The sequence below is a fragment of the Streptomyces sp. NPDC059224 genome (genome assembly GCF_042754285.1).
GTDB lineage: Bacteria > Actinomycetota > Actinomycetes > Streptomycetales > Streptomycetaceae > Streptomyces.
On record NZ_JBHZAN010000004.1, the window covers coordinates 235,039 to 253,415 of the forward strand.

The 18,377-nt window shown below is 70.8% G+C and carries 14 protein-coding genes and 1 pseudogene; 5 read left to right on the forward strand and 10 right to left on the reverse strand.

The window, feature by feature from the left end:
- Window positions 1–36: 36 nt before the first annotated feature.
- On the forward strand, window positions 37–648 hold the full coding sequence (locus tag ACFXI4_RS06320) for a hypothetical protein (RefSeq protein ID WP_384988578.1): 612 nt from the start codon (window positions 37–39) through the stop codon (window positions 646–648).
- 120 nt (window positions 649–768) lie between these two features.
- On the opposite strand, the gene ACFXI4_RS06325 is transcribed toward ACFXI4_RS06320, so the two are convergent.
- Window positions 769–4,482 (reverse strand): S8 family serine peptidase, encoded by a 3,714-nt coding sequence (locus ACFXI4_RS06325; RefSeq protein ID WP_384988579.1) that lies wholly within the window; start codon window positions 4,480–4,482, stop codon window positions 769–771.
- A 291-nt stretch (window positions 4,483–4,773) separates the two neighbouring features.
- On the opposite strand from ACFXI4_RS06325, the gene ACFXI4_RS06330 reads away from it, so the two are divergent.
- The gene (locus ACFXI4_RS06330; protein ID WP_384988581.1) at window positions 4,774–5,262 is read left to right on the forward strand and encodes a GNAT family N-acetyltransferase; all 489 of its coding nucleotides are present in this window, start codon (window positions 4,774–4,776) and stop codon (window positions 5,260–5,262) included.
- Between the two features lie 441 nt (window positions 5,263–5,703).
- On the opposite strand, the pseudogene ACFXI4_RS06335 reads toward ACFXI4_RS06330, so the two are convergent.
- Together ACFXI4_RS06335 and ACFXI4_RS06340 are read right to left on the reverse strand one after the other, a co-directional pair.
- Window positions 5,704–5,925 (reverse strand): annotated as a pseudogene (locus ACFXI4_RS06335) (sigma factor); the annotation flags it as partial.
- A gap of 6 nt (window positions 5,926–5,931) precedes the next feature.
- Window positions 5,932–6,600, reverse strand: coding sequence for a Type 1 glutamine amidotransferase-like domain-containing protein (locus tag ACFXI4_RS06340; RefSeq protein WP_362725694.1), 669 nt, complete (start codon window positions 6,598–6,600; stop codon window positions 5,932–5,934).
- 868 nt (window positions 6,601–7,468) lie between these two features.
- On the opposite strand from ACFXI4_RS06340, the gene ACFXI4_RS06345 reads away from it, so the two are divergent.
- Window positions 7,469–7,927: a MaoC family dehydratase gene (locus ACFXI4_RS06345; RefSeq protein ID WP_384988583.1), complete on the forward strand. Its 459-nt coding sequence runs from the start codon at window positions 7,469–7,471 to the stop codon at window positions 7,925–7,927.
- 58 nt (window positions 7,928–7,985) lie between these two features.
- Here ACFXI4_RS06345 and ACFXI4_RS06350 read toward each other — a convergent pair whose 3' ends face one another.
- Entirely contained in the window at window positions 7,986–9,020 is a 1,035-nt protein-coding gene (locus ACFXI4_RS06350; RefSeq protein WP_384988585.1) for a sulfotransferase domain-containing protein, read from the reverse strand.
- A 300-nt stretch (window positions 9,021–9,320) separates the two neighbouring features.
- Here ACFXI4_RS06350 and ACFXI4_RS06355 point away from each other — a divergent pair, with 300 nt between their 5' ends.
- Entirely contained in the window at window positions 9,321–10,622 is a 1,302-nt protein-coding gene (locus ACFXI4_RS06355; RefSeq protein WP_384988587.1) for a cytochrome P450, read from the forward strand.
- A gap of 34 nt (window positions 10,623–10,656) precedes the next feature.
- On the opposite strand, the gene ACFXI4_RS06360 is transcribed toward ACFXI4_RS06355, so the two are convergent.
- The 5 genes from ACFXI4_RS06360 to ACFXI4_RS06380 all read right to left on the reverse strand — a co-directional run bounded on the left by ACFXI4_RS06360 (window position 10,657) and on the right by ACFXI4_RS06380 (window position 15,700).
- Window positions 10,657–11,214, reverse strand: coding sequence for a GNAT family N-acetyltransferase (locus ACFXI4_RS06360; RefSeq protein ID WP_384988589.1), 558 nt, complete (start codon window positions 11,212–11,214; stop codon window positions 10,657–10,659).
- Between the two features lie 657 nt (window positions 11,215–11,871).
- Window positions 11,872–12,729 carry a dioxygenase gene (locus tag ACFXI4_RS06365; RefSeq protein WP_384988591.1) on the reverse strand — a complete coding sequence of 286 codons (858 nt, stop codon included), beginning with the start codon at window positions 12,727–12,729 and terminating at the stop codon, window positions 11,872–11,874.
- A 52-nt stretch (window positions 12,730–12,781) separates the two neighbouring features.
- Window positions 12,782–13,624, reverse strand: a complete 843-nt coding sequence (locus tag ACFXI4_RS06370; RefSeq protein ID WP_384988593.1) for a citryl-CoA lyase — start codon at window positions 13,622–13,624, stop codon at window positions 12,782–12,784.
- Complete coding sequence (locus tag ACFXI4_RS06375) at window positions 13,617–14,807, reverse strand: CaiB/BaiF CoA transferase family protein (protein ID WP_384988595.1); 1,191 nt, start codon at window positions 14,805–14,807, stop codon at window positions 13,617–13,619. Before ACFXI4_RS06375 ends, ACFXI4_RS06370 begins: the two co-directional genes overlap by 8 nt.
- A gap of 80 nt (window positions 14,808–14,887) precedes the next feature.
- Window positions 14,888–15,700 carry an IclR family transcriptional regulator C-terminal domain-containing protein gene (locus tag ACFXI4_RS06380; RefSeq protein ID WP_384988597.1) on the reverse strand — a complete coding sequence of 271 codons (813 nt, stop codon included), beginning with the start codon at window positions 15,698–15,700 and terminating at the stop codon, window positions 14,888–14,890.
- A 274-nt stretch (window positions 15,701–15,974) separates the two neighbouring features.
- Here ACFXI4_RS06380 and ACFXI4_RS06385 point away from each other — a divergent pair, with 274 nt between their 5' ends.
- Complete coding sequence (locus ACFXI4_RS06385; protein WP_384988599.1) at window positions 15,975–17,423, forward strand: amidohydrolase family protein; 1,449 nt, start codon at window positions 15,975–15,977, stop codon at window positions 17,421–17,423.
- A gap of 520 nt (window positions 17,424–17,943) precedes the next feature.
- Here ACFXI4_RS06385 and ACFXI4_RS06390 read toward each other — a convergent pair.
- Window positions 17,944–18,279: an enoyl-CoA hydratase-related protein gene (locus ACFXI4_RS06390; protein ID WP_384988601.1), complete on the reverse strand. Its 336-nt coding sequence runs from the start codon at window positions 18,277–18,279 to the stop codon at window positions 17,944–17,946.
- Window positions 18,280–18,377: the final 98 nt, after the last annotated feature.

Sequence of the window (18,377 nt, forward strand, 5' to 3'; positions counted from 1 at the left end):
TCATCGGCTGCGACACCTGAGAAGAGTGTGAGCCCCATGTCAGAAGCCGCCACCCAGACAACCGAGTTGACCTCTCACTACAGCGCCCAGGTGGCCGCCGACCTGGAACGCAACCGCAAGGAGCAGGAGCGCCTCACCGCCGAGATCGAAGCACTGCAGGAGCAGCTGACCGCCGTACGGCACGACCACAGCGTCCTGTTGAACCTCCAGGAGGCACTTGGTGTGCCGGCGGTGCCCGATACGCCGGCGGCCGACCCGGCCACCGCGGTGCCCGCTCCCCGCAAGAGGGCCGCGTCAACCGGTGTCGCCAAGAGGACGGCGGGCGGGAAGACGGCCACGGCGAAGCAGGGCTCCGGCAAGCAGCCCACCACGGCGAAGCCGCGGCCGGCCGGGCCCAAGCTGGTCGACCTGGTGCGCGAGCACCTCACCGGCCAGAACGAACCCCGGTCGGCGGCCGAGATCACCACAGCGCTGGGGCAGCAGCATCCCGACCGCGCGGTGAAGACGACCGTGGTGCGCACGACGCTGGAGGGGCTCGTGGCCAAGAACCAGGCCCAGCGCACCAAGCAGGGCACATCCGTCTTCTACACCGCCACCGGGGCGGCCGCTCCCGCGGCCGGCGAGCGGACTCCGCAGCCCTCGGCCTGAGCGGAAGGAGGGCTGGTCGGCGCGGACCGGTGATGTTGCCCTGCCAGGAGGCGTGGGCGGGGCCGCCGGCTGCGGTCCCGCCCACGCGGTGCTGTCCGGGGTGATCTCCCGGGTGTGACGTCAGCGCAGGCCGAAGGCCCGGGTGATCGTCTGCGAGACGGTGTTGCCCGCGCCGTCGCGGGCGCCGACCCGGAGGGTGACGAAGTGCGCGGACCGTGGCGCACGCAGGTTCGTGCGCCATCCGCCGTCGCACCGGCTCGGGTCGGTCCGCTGCCAGGTCGCGCCGTCGTCGTACGACACCTCGACGGTCGGCTTCCCGATGGCGGCGGTGGTGCCCGGCAGGTGCGAGGCGGTCACCGTGAGGCCGGCGTGCCGGTCGGCACGGCCGGACCTGTCGGTGTCCACGCCGTAGTCGAGCTGGATGAGCGGCAGGGACACCGCCGCGTCGCTGCCGGTGACCGCGGAGGTGAAGTCCCACTCGGTCAGCGTGTGCGTCGAGTACGGACTGGTCCAGGTACCGCGGTCGTTGTCGAGGACCAGCCGGTAGGGCAGGCGTTCCGCGCCGAGGCCGGGAACCTGCAGGTACTCGGCGTTGCCCCAGTCGAGCTGCTGGTCGCCCTGGTAGAGCGACATCCAGTCCTTGACGTCGAAGTTCGCGCCGGCCTCGCCTACGTGACCGGATCCCGAGTCGCCCCAGCCGGGCGCGGTGATGTACATCGTGTCGAGGTATCGCACGGGTTGGTAGTTGAGCGGGCCCATGCGGGGCCGCTGGATCGGGCCGAACCAGCTGACCTTGCCGGTCCTGCGCGCCGGGTAGGTCAGCGGGTCGATCGAGTGCTGCCCGGTCTCGCCCTGGATGAAGGCGTCGTCCAGCCACGTGGTGCCGGCGGTGACCCAGTCGGTGCGCTCGCCCTGCGCGGGCGCGGTGAGCTGGTTGCCGACGGCCCAGCCGCGCCAGACGTCCGGACGGAACTCCATCGCCTTGCCCTGCCGGTAGTTGCGGAAGGAGACGTTCACGCGACCGAGGTCCTTGGCCTCCTCACGCCAGGTCGGATCCGTCGGAACGGCGCCCGTCCAGTGGTGCACGACGTCGTAGACGTAGTCGGTCGTGGGGTGCGAGGTGACCTTCAACGGGACCTCGCCGTGCCGGAGTTGGGCGAGCAGGTCGGCGCCCTGGTCGGCGTTGAGCGTCGCCACGGTCACCGGGGCAGGGCTCTGCGGGCTCCAGGGGTTCTCGTCCCAGGGCTGCAGACGGCCGACGCCGTCGTTGACGACCAGCAGCAGCCGGGCGCCGGCGGCCGCGGCGGCCTCCGCCTGCGCCTTGATCCCTTCCGTGCCGGCGCCGCGCACCACGACGGCCTTGCCGCGCACGTTCTGCCGCGCGAGCTCCGCGGCCGTGCCGTCACCGGCGAAGACCGCCGTCAGGTTGCGGGTACCGGCGGGCAGCGGCGTCGCCGCGCGCTTGACCAGCGGGTCGTTGAACGTCGTCGACTTGGTGCTCACGGTCAGTGCGGGCTGTTCGAGGCGGAAGCGGGCGCCGGTCTCGAACTCGCCGTCGGTGACCTTCTTGCCGGTCGGGAGCGCCCAGATGCTGTCGTACGACGGGTCCGGCAGCATCGACGTCTCCACCAGGCTGTCGGTGAAGGACCGGTGGGCGTCCAGGCGCGGCGCGACGGCGGTGGTCTGCTGTGGCACCCGTGCCAGGATCCGGCGTGCCTGGCGGCCGTCCAGGGTGACGGTGCGGTCCTGGTCCAGCTTCGCGTCGTTGAAGGCGAGCAGCGCCATGCCGCGCGAGTGCGGGCCGTCGGCGCCCTGCACGTCACCGGTGAGCCAGCCGCTGTAACTGCCCACGGGCAGTCGCGCGGTGCCGGTGCCGGACGCGTCGAGGTCCATCACCGTGAAGAGGTGTTCGGCGGTCAGGACGACCCGGCCCTCCAACGGCCTGCCCGATCGGTCCTTGGCGACGACGGTCAGGTTCTGCCGCCGGCCCTCGCGGGCCGCGCCGATCAGGGTTCGGGCGCGGACCGTTCCGCTGCCGTCCGTACCGGTGATCATGGCGCTGACCGACTGGTCGCCACCCAGCTTGTCCAGATCCGCCGTCAGGGTGACCGTGGCGGTGCCGTGGGCGGGCACCGTGACATGGTCGGCGGAGAGGCTGAACAGCCCAGCCGGGACAGTCCCGTTGACGGCGAGACCAAGGGTGGCCGGAGCGTCGCCGACGTTGGTGTACGTCACCGTCCGGGCGTCGGTCTGCCCTGGCTTCGGCGGCCACGTGTAGAAGCCGGAGTAGGCGCTCGTGGTGGCGAAGACCGTGGAGTGCACGGCCGCCGACGCGTCGAGCCGTCCGGCACCCGCCTGGTATGGGGTGTACGCCGGCGTCGCCTTGGCGCTGCTGACCAGCGCCTCCTTGAGCTGTACGCCGGTCCAGTCGGGGTGCTCGGAGGCGAGGAGCGCGGCGGCACCGGCGACGTGCGGTGTCGCCATCGACGTACCGCTCATGGTGGTGTAGTAGCCGGAGCCGCGCTTGTAGTGCGAGCGTGCCGCGACGATGTCGACGCCGGGTGCGGTGATCTCCGGCTTCAGGCCGCCGTCGCCGTCGCGCGGGCCCTGGCTGGAGAAGTCGGCGAGCGTGTCGGTGGAGTCGACGGCGCCCACCGTCAGCGCGGAGTCCGCGGCTCCGGGGCTGCCGATGGAGTGCGGGCCGCCGTTGCCCGCCGCGATCACGAACAACGCACCGGTCTCGTCACTGAGTTCGTCGACGGCCTGGCTCATCGGGTCGGTCTTGTCACCGGCGCCGCCCAGGCTCATGCTGATGATCCGGGCCTTCTGGTCGCGGGCGGCCCACTCCATGCCCGCGATGATCCAGGACTCCTGGCCGCTGCCCTCGGAGTTGAGCACCTTGCCGACCGCCAGCCGGGCACCGGAGGCGACACCCCGCTCCTTGCCGTCGGAGGCACTGCCCGTGCCGACGATGGTCGAGGCGACGTGCGTACCGTGGCCGTTGTAGTCGGCGATGTCGTCCTCGCCGGGCACGAAGCTGGCGCTGTCGGACACCTGCCCCGCCAGGTCCGGGTGTTCGGTGTCCGCGCCGCTGTCGAGCATCGCGACCTTCACGCCCTGGCCGGTGTCGCCCTCCGCCCAGACCTTGTCCGCGCCGATCTGCGCGGTGGAGTCGGCGAGGTCGGCCTTCACCTTCCCGTCGAGCCACACCTTGGCGACGCCGCCCGCGAAGGACGGCTTCGCGGACCGGGCCGTCGCGCCGGCGCCACCGGTCAGCGAGGACCAGAACTCCGGTGCCTGCCGGTGGTTCTGCGCGAGGGCCGCGCCCTGGATGCTGTCCAGCCGGCGGACGTCGGCCGAGCCAGCCACCTTCGCGCGGGTGCGGGACTTGGCGGCGGCATCGGTGTAGCGCACGATCAGCGGCAGCCGGGAGCTGTGCGCGTCATCGTACCCCTCGGCGATCAGCCGTGTCACGTTGAACAGTTGCCTGTCGAGCTTGCCGGCGCTCACGTACGGCAGCGCGGAGTCGGGGTAGACGTAGGTGGCGCCGTCCAGGACAGCACGGTGGAAGCCGGTGGTGACTCCGCTCGCGGCCTGGAAGGAGCGCACGACGGTGCCGTCGGAGGCCGTCCCGATGGTGACCTTGTCACCCGTGATCAGGGTGACCGTGTGCGTGCCGGTGGCGCCGGGGGTTCGGTGTCCGGCGTCGTTGTGCGACACCTCACCTGTGGAGTACGCGGACACAGCGGCGGTCGCCGGTACGACGCCGAGTATGAGCGTGGCCGCCACGGCGAGGGCGATCGGCCCGGGCCGGGGAATGGGAACCTTGGGCAAGGATGACTCCTGAGACGCGGCGAAGAGCGGGCATGGAGCGAAAGATCACTGGATCCTCCGGCCTCCCCCGCCGTCGCTCAAGGGGTCGCACACGTCGCACTTGTGCCATGACACAGGTGCGCCACGAGCAGTCGGGGCCGTCGGCACCGCGCGTCAGGCTGACGAGTGATACGGCACAAGTACTCCCCTGGACGGCCTGCTTGCCGAGTGCGACCGTCGTCGACCGGGACGACACACGCTCAGGCGCGGCCCAAGACCGTCACGAACACGATGTTGGATGGATCGATACGCATGGATCTCCTACCTTTTGCCGCCGCTCACGCCGTCACGGTGGCGGCCTGGCCGACTTCCGCCGGCGAAGTCGTCATGTGGTGCGGGCAGAAGGAATTCCCCCTGCCCGCACGAGTGATCACTGATTGGCAGCGCGACGAGGACGTGCGGGCCCACGTCCTCATGGAAGACGAGAGGGTGGTGGGCTACGGGGAGTTGTGGCTCGACGCCGACGAGGACGAGGTCGAGCTCGCCCGGATCATCGTCGCTCCCGACAGCCGGGGCAACGGGCTCGGTCGGGTCCTGGTGCGGGAGTTGCTCGCACGGGCCCTCGCCGCCGGGTATTCCGACGTCTTCATGCGTGTCCATCCACACAACGGGACAGCACTGCGCTGTTATCGGGCGGCCGGGTTCGCACCGGTCGACACCAGCCTTGCCGATCGCTGGAACGCGGCTCAACCGGTCCACTACGTCTGGCTCCGCCATGCTGTCGACGCTCCGGGCACCTGAGATCGCCGGGCAGCGCGGGTGCCCGATCCGTTACGCCGAGAGGCTCCCGCCGTCGGCGCGGGAGGCCCACTTCCCGCTCCTGGACGTCAGCCTTGACCGGCTCCCCGGGCGGGGAAGAAGCCGGCGCCCTGGACCTACTCCATGGCCTTGGTGAACTCCGGCTCGCCGAGGCGGTGTTCGATCTCCTGAGGGCTCAGGTCCTCCGCACGGGTCTGGATCCAGTACACGTTGCCCAGGGGATCGCGCACCGCCCGACCCGGTCTGCGAAGAACAGGTGGGGCACCTCGGTGACCGAGGTGCCGCCGGCCGCAACGGCCTGGCGGTGCACGGCGTCGGCGTCCTCGGCGTAGCGGCATCAGCGCCGCCCCGGAGGGCGTCGCTCGGCATCCTCCCCACCCCGGACGGCAGGGGACTCCGCCTGTTCCCCTCCCGTGCGGTCGGACACGCAGTGGTGGCGATCCGGTACAGCCGGGTCCGCACCGACGCGCGCGCCGGGTCGTACCGGTGGCGGACCTTCCACGCACGCAGCAGCGTCTCCTGCACCAGGTCCTCGGCCTCGTGGAACGACCCCAGCATCCGGTGGCAGAACGCCACCAACTCACCCCGGTACGGCTCGAGGTCCTCAGCCTCATCATGCCGGACACCCCGACTCGCGCCCCGCACCTCGAGTCACGGCTGGAACCGCCACCGGCCTTCAGAAATGACGTCCACCTTGCCGTCCCGGACGCGAACGGCCGTGTCGTCGTCGATGAAGTAGATCGGGAAGTCCGCCCGCGCGGTGATGCGATCGGCCCAGGCGTCGTCACGCTCGGGGAAGTCCGGCGAGTACAGGTGAGGCTTGAGGTACCAGTCGAAGAGGCCGAACGGCGGCTCCACGGTCGTCGCCCCGAGCACGTGGAGGTCCCTGGTGTCCCCGATGACGTCGGCGGAGTCTCCGGTGAGATGACGGCTGAAGATCATCGACCCGGCGCTGACCCCCACGTAGATGCGGCTCTCCAGCGCCTCCAGGAAGCCGTCGGCCAGGCCGTTCCCGGTGATGCTGCGCGCGAGGTGGTACTGGTTGCCGCCCTCGACATAGATGACGTCGGCGTGGAGCAGCCGGTCGATCACCATCTGCCGGGGCAGGCCGTTCAGCTCCAGGACGTCGAACTCCCGCCAGCCGAGACCGTGCAGTCGGTTCATGTCCGCGACGACCCATCCGTGGTCCCCGGGTTCGGCGACCGATGCCGTCGGTACGAACACGACGTTCGCCGATCCGAACGGCTTTCCCAGCATCTCCCGCAGTCCATCCCGCAGTGTCTCGTTGCGCAGGCCGCTCGCCGTCAGCAGTAGGTTCATCGGGCGAGCCAAGCACGGCTGACGGAGGCACGCAACGAATTCCGGCGGCGCCGGGCGTGCCGTACCGGCCGGACTGGCACCCTTGGAGGACGAGATCGCCCGCGCGGTGGCTCAGCCGGACGCGGAGTCGGCCGAGGTGGCCGAGGAGGCGCAGCACACGCTCATCGCGCTGGGGCCGCAGGTGCCGGAGCCCCTGACGGCGGCGGCTCCGGCACTCAGCACGTTCGGGCAGCCGCGCTGTCGAGGTGTTCACCGCCTTGGACGACCCGCGCCCCGCCGGCACCCTGCCCGGCATGCCGGGCACCGAGAGCGCGGCCGTCCGGCAATGGGCCGCCGAGGCCCTGGCCGGCCTGGGCGTCCGGCGTGCCCTACCCCGCCCGTGGCCTCGGCGGCCGGATCACCAGCCGGATCGGCCCCCGGGGCCCCCGTCGCGGGTCTCCTTCTCACCGGGGCCGGGCTCGCGCTGCTCTCCCGGACCACGGCCGGTTCCGGCCTGCGCGACCAACCGGCGGCGCGATCGGGATCGCGGTGGCCGGGGCGATTGCGGGGCAGCCCCGTGCACACGACCGGTTCATGACCGGGCTGCACGTGGCCGGTCTGGGCTCCGCGGGCCTGTGTGCGGCCACGGCCGCGCTGGTGCTCGTACTGCTGCCAGGCGGGTGGCGGCACGCCCAGGAAACCTTGCCCGAGGACAGGGAGGACGCAGCTGACCGCAGGTGTGCGGCCTTCTCGCGTCCGCGCCGCGCTGCCGCGCCCGGTCACCAGGTGACGCGGGCTTCGAGACGGCACGGGCGTGGAAGTGATCTCCGTGACCGAGATTGCCCGTGCCCGGACGACGCCCCCGTGTCCGCTCCTGAAGAGGTGCTCATTGACCTTCGGCAGATATTTCGAGGACTTCGAGGTCGGCCAGGTCTTCAGCCACTGGCCGGGCAAGACCGTCACCGAGTACGACCATCACCTGTTCTCCCTCCTGACCATGGTGCGACACCCCCTGCACCTCGACGCCCACTACGCCAAGACCGCGACCCGGTACCAGCAACCACTGGTCATCGGGAGTTACGTCTTCTCCCTGCTCCTGGGCCTGTCCGAAGCGGACGTGGCCGGGCGCGCCATCACCCACCGCGGCTTCGAGAAGATCGAGCACCACGCACCACTGCTGCACGGCGACACCCTCTACGCGGAGAGCGAGGTCTACGCGAAGCACGACATCCCCGACCGTGAGGGCCGCGGTCAGGTGGGCGTGGAGACCCGCGGCTACAACCAGCACCGTACGCTGGTGATGACGCTGCGCCGGGAACTCGTGGTGCCCACCCGACCGCAGGACTGACGCCGCGCCTGGGACGGGGCCTGTCACCCGCCCGGTCCCGTCGCCGGGCGCGTGTTCCTCACGCGGCGACCGTGGGGTCACGGACGAGCCAGGAGCGGAGCTCCTCGGGCATTCGCCGCAGCGCCTGCTCGTGCAGGGCGAGTTCGTCCTCGGAGCACAGGGTGCGCCACTGTCCGCTCGTGCCCCTGTGGAAGAAGTTCCACGTGCCGAGGGCGGCGCCGGAGAGACCCGAGTCCCAGATCTCGGCCTCGTTCGTCTTCATCTCGGCGAAGGTGCAGGCCTTCACCAGGTCCGGCCAGGCGCGGTCCTCGACGGTGATCTGGAGGAAGTCGGCCAGCCGTCGCATCTGACCCTCCAGGTCGTCCAGCATGTCCTGGTAGTGGAGGAGACAGACGTTGGGTTCGGACCGGCGTTCCCACCAGGAACTCAGGTGGTGGGTGGGCGAGTTGTAGGGCCAGCCGTCCGATTCCCAGGGATAGGCACTGCGGGTGAAGAACTCCCGCCAGAAGTCGTGCACGTCTTCGGGAACTTCCGGAGGCCGGAACGATCCGAGGTTCTCGCCGCTGTCGCCGCGATGCGCCTGGACGGCGGCCGCGAGGGCGGCCCGCGGTCCGGCAGAACTCATGCTGCGGGCGTGATGATGCGTGGACAGAGCGAGGTCACGCAGGTCACGTCCGACCACCACGTACCTCACGTCCGGATGGAACGGAAGCGCGTCCAGGGGCAGGTGCGTCTTGATGAAACGGCGATGCTCCTGCCCGGAAAGCAGCGCCGTGACATCGGCGAGCGGGACCATCGCCATGTCGAGCCAAGGGCTCAGTTCCATGAGGGGACGCGGCAGACGGGCGCTCCGGAAAATCAGCGACGCCACCATGCGTTGCGCCCACGTGGTGCCCGCTTTGGTGGCGGTGGAGATGACGATGTCCCCGCGTCGGGGCCTGAACGCATCCCAGCGCGTGCTGTCGAGCAGCGGACTGCGATAGACACGCGAAGGCGCATACGACGACCTCGACACGATGTCCTTCTGGTTGTTGTCCCGGCAACAACTGGTTCCGTTCCCGGGTACCGGTGATCGGTAGTGAATGTATCCCACCAGTCACCGACATTCTTCCCATATCGCACATATGGCGCATGTGGCAGTATATCGAATGTGCCTTTGGGCGCTGAAGATTGGCGAGAGGAGAACATCATGATCGCCAAGCTGCTGAGAAGGCTGTCCTTCAGCCGTCACTACGGTGCGTACGGGGCCCACGAATGGGATGCGTACGCCGGCGACGACCAGGACTGACCGCACCGCTGGTGAGTGCCCCCCGGGCGCTCACCGGCTCCCGGACACGCTGCCTACGACACCGGCCTGAACAGGCACGACAGCCGGACAGCCAGGGACTATCTCATGGGGCGAACGAACGAGCCGCCGCGGTTGCCCGGAGGCAGCTTCGCGGCCTGGAGCCGTGACCGGCTGGCCATGGCACGCCTTGGCGCCGAGGAGTGCGGTGATGTCTGGCAGCTGGAGCCGGGTGTCTACGTGGCCGCCGCGGCCGGCCCGTGTGAGGCGGTTCTGCGCCGCGCGCAGGACTTCCCCAAGGCGGCGTCGCCTCTCTTCCCGCCGCTGAAGTGGTCGAGCGGAGCGCCGACCGCCGAGGAGCGCGGGTACGCCCACGCCGCCCGCATGCGCGGAATGCGTGCGCAGGCGGTCGCGGCGCGGATCGGCCAGATTGCGCCCCGGACCGCTCGATTCGCCGACCAGTGGCCCCCGGGCCAGGACGTCGAGGTGCTGCCTCTCGTCCGGCACGCACTGGCCGAGACCGGCGTGAGCTACCTCTTCTCCGAAGACGCCCCCACACTGCTCCCCTATGCTTCGCGCCTCTTCCTGGCCCGGGAGGTACTCGTACGCCCGTCCCGTTGGACATGGCCGCGCTGGATCCCCTCGCCGGCACGGCGGTTCCGCACCCGGCAGCAGGTCGCCTTCACCGACGCCCTGCGGCCTGTCGTCCGGCGGCGTCGGTCATCGGGCCGACTCGGTGAGGACATGCTGGGACAGATGCTCCGGCCATCGCCCCACTACGGTCTGCTGCCGGAAGAAGCCGTACTCGACACGCTCCCCGGAATCACCGTCGCCACGTTCGAGACCCCCTCCCGGGCAGCCGGATGGATCCTGCTCCACCTGGCCCGGCACCCCCAGGCAGCGGGCCGCGTCGCGGCCGAAGCCGCCTCGCTGCCGCCGGACCCGGCCGCGACGACCAACGTCCACCTCGGTGGCCTGCGGTACACCCAGGCGCTGGTGAGCGAGGTGCTCCGGCTGTACCCGCCGAGCTGGCTGCTGACCCGGTGCGCGCCCCGACAGACTCAGCTCGCCGGCTACACCATCGGCGCCGGATCCACCGTTCTCGTCTGCCCCTACACCGCCCACCGCGACGTGCGGGAGTATTCCGAGCCCGACCAGTTCCGGCCCGAGCGCTGGCTCGACGACTCGGGGGCGCCGACAAGATCCGGGGGCTTCCTCTCCTTCGGTACCGGGCCGCACGGCTGCGAGGGAACCGCTCTGGCGATGGCGATGCTGACGCTCCTGACGGCCCAGACCGCCCGCCGCTACCACCTGAGCGAGCCTCCCGGGCCGGGACCCAGCCACCAGGTCACCACCCTCGAAGGTCTCGCACCGGTCGGCCTGCGTCTGCGCGCCACCTTGCGCGGCTGAGGGCCGTTCCGCACCCCGCCCGGGCCACGGGGGCTCATGGTTCGCTCCCCGTGTGCCGCTGGTCGAACTCGGGGGCGAGCATGCCCATCATGACCAGGTCGTGGTGCCGGCCGGCGAAGAAGACGTGCTCGCGAAGACACCCCTCCTCGGTGAAGCCGAGCCGACCGAAGAGCGTCAGCGACGCCTCGTTGTGGGCGAAGATCGCCGCCAGGCACTTGTGATAGCGGCGCTCGGTGAACATGAAGCGCAGCAACAGCACCAAAGCTTCCGCCGCGTAACCCCTGCGCCGGTGCTCGCCGCCGATCATGACGTCACACTCGAACCAGCCCGATCGGGGGCCGGTGCGATGCGAGCCGACCATGCCGACCAGCTCTCCCGTGGCCGTCGCCTCGACTGCCAACCGGAAGCGGTCGTCATCGCACTCGGCAACCGCTTGTTCCTTCGCCCAGGCACGGTGGCTCTCGGCGGACCGCGGCAGATCCAACCTGCGCCCGGGACGCCCGTCCTCCTCGGCGAAGCGCATGAACGCCGTCCAGTCGTCGGGCTCGACAGCACGCAGACGTACCCGATTACCGGTCCAGGACGATGCCATACCCTATGTGATAACCCTGCCGCGCGCGCGAGGCCCGGAGGCACACCGACAGCGGGCTGGAGTCGGCGCGGCTGGCTCCGGCCCTCCAGGAATCGCAGGGCCGGGTCTCCGGCCTGTGGACATCTCGTCGGCCATCACAGGACTCGCCGGTATCAGGACCGCTGCCAGGCTGATTTTTCAGCGGCCCCATCGGTCCGCGGTGTCCGGTTCCTCCCTCATCGTCGGGGCTTCGCCGCCGGGGCGCGGGCCGCGGAGGCTCTGCGGGAGGAGGGTCTCACCGGATCGCCGACCGTGATCGGTGACGAGTCGGGCGAGCCCTACGACGGGCCTCCCCTGTCCAAGCAGGTACCGGCCGGGGGTGCCGTCCGGGAGCACCACGCTGCCTCGCCGTGCGGATCGTTCCCCGGCGGGCCGCGTACAGCGGCCTCACCGTCGCCGGCACCGTCATCCCCCAGGGCTCGCGGATCATGCTCATGCTGGCCTCGGGCAGCCGCGGGCCGGAGCGCTTCCATGATCCGGACCGCTTCGGCCCGGACCGGCGGAACAACCAGCACCGCGTTCGGCAGCGGCATCCACCTGTGCTCCGGCGGCCCGCCGGCCCGGCGGGGAACCCAGATCGCGCTGACCGGGCTGGTACGCCGGCTCGGCCGGCTCCGGTCAGGCGGGCTGCAGGACGAAGTCGTACTCGGCCTGCAGGTAGGGGACGTCGAGGGTGCTTCCGTCGGGGGCGGTGCCTGCCGTCCGTCGGCCGAAGGGGGTGATCAACGCGTCCTTGGTGCCGAAGACGACGTCGGAGTCCAGATACTCGCTGCCCTCCTGGAACAGATGCGTGGTCAGCTTCCGGTAGCCCGGTTCGTCGATGAGGAAGTGGACGTGTGCGGGCCGGAAGTGGCTGATGTCCGTCCTGCGCATCAGGTCGCCGACGGGGCCGTCCATGGGGATGGCGTAGCCGCGCGGCGCGATGGTGCGGATGCAGTACGTGCCGTCCTGCCTGGTCCGGTACTTGGCCCGCAGACGGGCCTCGTCGATGTCGGGGAGTTGCGACTCGTAGGCGCCGTCGGCGTCGGCCTGCCAGACGTCCAGCACCACACCCGGGAGGGGCTTGCCCTCGGTGTCGGTCACCTTGCCGGTGAAGAACAGCGGGGTGCCCTCGATGCCGTCCGACATGTCGAAGCCGTAGGGCGCGGCCGGCGAGCCGTCGACGTGGAAGGGCCCGAGCACGGTGGCCGGGGTCGCCTGCGGCGCGAACCTGTTGTTCAACTGCACGACAAGGGTGCTCAGTCCGAGCACGTCGGAGGTGAGGATCAACTCCTGGCGCTTGTCGTCGCAGGCCTGGCCGGCCGAGGTCAGCCACTCGACGGCGGCCATCCACTCGTCCTCGGTGAGCCGCACCTCACGCGAGAAGGCGTGGAGGTGACGGACCAACGCGGTCATGAGCTCGCCCAGCCGCGGGGAGTGCGCGGTGGCCCAGCGCTGGACGGCCAGCTCGGTGATGTTGTCCTCGTCGACGAACACGGTTGCGGCTCCTTGGTCTGCGGTGGGGTGAACGGGGTGCGGCTGTCGCGGGTCAGTCCTCGCGTCGCCCCTTCGCGAGGGGTTCCGCGGTGTAGGGGGCCGGTGGCACGGGGGTGTTGTTGAGGTCGACGGACAGGAAGACGTCCTGGGCGACCGGGCGGCGCAGTTCTTCGGCGAGCTGGCCGATCAGTCCGGCGGTGCGGGCCAGCAGCGCGAAGCCGCGCAGCAGCGGCAGCGGGAGGCCGAGGTCCGCGAGGGCGGCGCCGCAGACTCCCGCTCCGTTGAGGGGAAGCGTTCTGTTCAGCACGGCCGGGTGGACCCGGCCGATGGCTTCGAACAGGTGCAGATGCGGCCCGAAGACGTCCTCTTCCCGTGCGATGCTCATCAGCCGAGGCGTACGGGGGTCGCCCTCCTTGTGTACGTGATGCCCGAGCCCGGGGACGAACTTCCCGGCCGCGCGCCGCTCCCGGACCGTGCGCAGGGCGAGCTCGTCCCAGGCCGCCTCGTCGGTGGGCAGCGCACCGTCCAGACAATCCAGTACGTCGTGCAGGAAGCGGCCCGTGTCCTCGGTGACACCGAGGAACCGGGAGCCGCCTCCGAGCAGGCCGGCGGCCAGGGCGCCCTGCACGGAGTCCGGCGCGGAGAGGTAGGTCAGGCGGGTGACGATGGCCGTGGGGGTGAAGCCGTGGTCGGCCAGTGCGGCGAGCACGGCCTCGAAGACGCGCGTCTCGCCGGAGGTGGGCCTGCGCTGGGTGGCGAGCCAGAAGGCGAGTTCTCCGAAACCGACCGTGCCCATGATGTCCTCGGCCAGGTCGTGCCCGAGCAGGGTGATGGTCTTCAGGTCGGAGGCGCCCAGTGCGGTGGGATAGGCGGGGCGGGGTGTCGGCTCAGCCACGGTCGGCCTCCTCGGATGCGCTCAGCCACTTGCGCAGCTCCTGCCCGTGTTCGTCGAGTTCGGGCGGCGGCAGCCGGTAGGTGGCGGGGGTGTCGGAGAACCGGATGGGATGCCGGGTGGTGGGCACCGCACGGTCGCCCTCCCCCACGGTGACGACCGGGTCGAGTCCGAAACGCTCGGCCATGGCGAACCCGCCGTCGATGGTGTTGATCGGTCCGCTCGGTACGCCGGCCTCGACCAGCGCCTCGAACCATTCGGTGGCGCCGCGCGTCACCAGCCGCTCCACCAGCACCGGGCGGAGTTCCTCGCGGTGGGCGGTGCGGTCGGCGTTGCGCGCGAACCGCGGGTCGTCGGCCACCTCCGGTATGCCGAGCACCTCGCACAGCTTGCGGAACTGGCCGTCGTTGGCGGCGGTCACGATGAGGTCGTTGTCGGCGGTGGGCAACGGCTCGTAGGGGAAGACGCTGGGGTGGGCGTTGCCCATCCGGTACGGCACGGTGCCGCCGGCGGCGTAGGCCGAGCTGTGGTTGACCAGTCCGGTCAGAGCCGAGGACAGCAGGTTCACCTCGACGAGCTGGCCCGTCCCCGTGGCGTCCCGGTGCCGCAGTGCGGCGAGGATGCCGATCGCGGCGTGATTGCCGGCCATCACGTCGAACACGGATATCCCGGCCCGGTAGGGCGGTCCGTCCGGGTCACCCGTGAGGCTCATGAGGCCCGAGATGGCCTGCACCATGAGGTCGTAGCCGGGGACGTGGCGGCCGGGCCCGGTACCGAAGCCGGTGATCGACGCGTAGATCAGCCCGGGGTTGTCCCGCCGTAGCGACTCGAAGTCCAGTCCGTACTTGGCCATGCCGCCGGGCTTGAGGTTCTCGATCAGGACGTCCGCCCGGCGGGCCAGTTTCCGGGCGACCTCGGCGTCGTCCTCGTCACGCAGGTCGAGGGCGATCGACCGCTTCCCCCGGTTGACGCCGAGATAGTAGGTCGAGACCTCGCCGCGGGTGGGGGGCATCCAGGTCCGGGTGTCGTCGCCCTGGGGTCCCTCGACCTTGACCACGTCCGCTCCCAGGTCGGCGAGCAGCATCGTGGCGTAGGGCCCGGCAAGGATCCGCGAGAAGTCCGCGACCAGCACCCCGGCCAGCGGTGCCTGGGTGCCCTGCGAAGCGGCTTTGGCGTTGTGCGACATCACTCTCGCCTCCTCGTCCGCACAGCGGACGATCGTCCGGAGAGTGATTCTGTGTCCGGTGCCGCCGACGCGTCAAGACGTCAGCTCACGCCCGCCGGGCGGACGGCATGCGGTGCGGACTCCAGCCGGGCGAAGTCCACACTGATCTCGCCGGCGGCCTGCAGGAGAAGCGGCAGGTAGTCGTGGAGGAGCACCTCCACGGAGGTCTCGGCGGCGTGCGCGTTGACGTTGACGCTCGCGACGACCCGGCCCGAGCCGTCCCGCAGCGGCGCGGCCACCGAACGGATGCCCCGGGCCAGTTGTTCGTCGGTCATCGCCCACCCGCGCGCGCGCACCTCACGCAGCTCCGCCTCCCATTCGGCCCGGTCCGGGTGCCATACCGAGGTCAGGCCTGAGCGGCTGGGCTCGGCGAGGATGCGGGCCACGTCGTCGGGCGGCACCGCGGCCAGCAGGACCTTTCCCAGCGAGGTGGGCAGGGCGGGGAAGCGGGTGCCGATCTGTACGGCGAGGGTGACGATCTTGGGAACGGAGACCCTGGCGACGTAGACGATGTCGGAGCCGTCGAGCTGGGCGATCGAGCAGGACTCGTTCGTCCGCTCGACCAGCCACTCCAGGTGCGGGCGGGCCACGTCCCACAGGCCCATCGAACGGACGTAGGCGACCCCGAGGTCCAGAACGCGCGGGGTCAGGGCGAACCCGCCGCCCTGCGGGCGCACGTATCCCAGTTCCACCAGGGTGAGCAGGATCCGGCGCGCGGTGGGCCTGGCCAGTCCTGTCGCGGTCGCCATGTCGGTCAGCGACATCACCGGCTGCCGGGGCTGGAACGCGGTGATGACCTCCAGCCCCCGGGCCAGCGCCTCGATGAAATCGGGCCCGGTTCCTTCACGCGGCATGACGGCTCCTCTGCATGTCGTCGACATCGCACTGCTGGTGTCCGCCTCGCGGACAGCTCACCGAAGCCACTCTACGCAGCAGAACGGACCTCGGTGCCGTCACTGCGGAGCCTCCTGCCGCCACACGACCGCAGAGCGGACACCTGGTGGAGGATCTGGGTGAATTTCGGAATGCGTTCAGTATTGACAGTCACCAGCAGCCTGATGACCATCAATCAGCAACCCATCGGCCGCGATACGGACACTCGTCCGAAACAGAGCGGGAGATCCAGTGATGAGCGAGTCCACCCCATTCCAGGCGGGACGCCCCGTCGTCTTCCGCGGCGGCACGGTACTGCCCATGGCTCCCGCGCGGCAGGTGCTCACCGACACCGACGTGCTCGTGGCCGGCGACCGGATCACCGCGGTCGGTCCGCGCCTCGCCGTCCCGGAGGGCACGGTGGAGATCGACGCGTCCGGCGGCATCGTGATGCCCGGCATGATCGACACGCACCGGCACATGTGGCAGACGGCGATGCGCGGTTACGGCGCCGACTGGACCCTGACCCAGTACTTCGTCTGGTACTACCTCGAACACGGCAGGGCCTTCCGCCCCGAGGACGTGCACGCCGGCAACCTCCTCGCCGCCGTCGAAGCCCTGGACGCCGGGGTGACCACGGTCGTCGACTGGTCGCACGGGCTGCAGACGGTCGACCACGCGGACGCCGCGGTGGACGCGCTGGAGGCGGTGCCCGGCCGGTTCGTCCTCGCCTACGGGAACATCCAGCAGGCGCCGGCGGAATGGACCGCGGCACCGGAGTTCCGGGACTTCGTCCGCCGTCGCATCACCGGCGACGACATGCTGGGCTTCCAGCTCGCCTTCGACGTCACCGGCGATCCCGCGTTCCCCGAGAAGCCCGCCTTCGAAGTCGCGCGCGACCTGGGCGTCGCCGTCACCACCCATGCCGGCGTGTGGGGCGCCACCAACGACGACGGCATCCGGCTGATGCACGCGCACGGTTTCATGGGCCCCGAGACGGTCTACGTGCATGCCTCCACCCTGTCGGCCGACTCCTACCACCGCATCGCGGCGACCGGCGGCTCGATCTCGGTCTCCACGGAGAGCGAGCAGAGCGCCGGCCAGGGCTATCCGACCACCTGGGCGGTCCGCTCCCACGACATCCCGGTCTCCCTGTCGATGGACACCAGCGTCTGGTGGAGCGGGGACCTGTTCTCCGCCATGCGCACCACACTGGGCGCCGACCGCGCCCGCGAGCACCTCGCCGCCCACGCCAGGGAGGAGACCGTCACCCACTGCGCCCTGCGCGCCGACCACGTGGTGGAGTGGGCAACTCTCGGCGGTGCCCGGGCACTTGGCCGCGAGCACGACCTGGGCAGCATCGCGGTGGGCAAGAAGGCCGACCTGGTCCTGCTGAAGAACGACCACTCACCGGTCTCGTTCCCGATGCTCAATCCCTACGGTCATGTGGCGTTCCAGGCCCAGCGCGGCGACGTGCACACCGTGGTCGTCGACGGCCGGGTGGTCAAGTACGAGCACCGGCTGCTCGGCGTCGACCTGAGCGCGGTACGGCGCACGGTCGAGCAGACGGTGGACCACCTGCGGTCGGCCATAGGCGAGGAGGCCTGGGTGACCGGCATGAACCCCGACATCCCCGAGACCAAGGTCCTCGACAACCCCTACACGTACACCGACTACCGCAGCACCTCGACGCACGGCCGTTGAGCGACCCGAGGGCGTACGGCGAGGGTCCTGCCTCATCGGCGTCGAATCTGAACGCCGCCAGGGCGTCCGGAAGCGCGTAGGCTCGAGCACCTGCCTCGACGTTCCAAGTCGCCCCGCCGTCTGGTCGCCGACGGGCGCGTCCACATGTGGACGATGCGCCACAGCCACCAAGCGGACGCCGCCGGCCGGTCCGTGGACCGCAGCCAGACCCCGACCCTGTCCCCGCAGCCGGCCGGCACCGGAGGCCCGCTCCGCACTGCCTTTGCCTCCGGTCCCGGCCGATACGTCCCCGGCGGCGCCCCCTTCGGCTCCGGGGACGTGGGCTTCGCCCGGGGTGCGGATCTCAACCTCCACGAGCCGGGCGCCGTCCGGGTACTGCTCGACGTGGCGCTGGCCGACGGGTGGCAGCCGGAGGAAAGACGACCGGTGGAGGCCGACGGCTGGTCCCTGCTGGAACGGGCGGCCGCCGCGCGAGCCGCCGACGACACCGCCCCGGCGGGCCCGCAGGCGTGCCAGGCCCTCACCGATGGGCAGGTTGTCGCCGCGGGTGACCGCGCGCCGGGCAGGCCGCTACGGCTGTCGACGTGCGCCGGCCCATCCGTGCGGCCGGCGCACGTACGGCGTCCAGTGGTTCGTGCGCCGGTACGACGGCGTTGCCCAGGGCCGGTTCGGCGGCTCGGGCGGCCGGGATCGGGTCACCGGTCGGGATCATCTCCAGCCCACGCTTGCGGCCGGCGTGTGACGGCAGATGCCGCGAGCCGCCGCACGGGGGCGGACAGCCGAGGGAGATCTCGGGCTCGGCGAAGTCGCCTGCTCGGCGCCGATCGCCGGCGGGGCCGTCTCGGCGATCTCGCAACCACCACCGTGGGCGAGGCCGTTGACCGCGACGATCACCGGCTTGGGGAACTCCTCGATCCGACGGGTCGGATCAGGGCCAGCCCTCACCCTCGACCG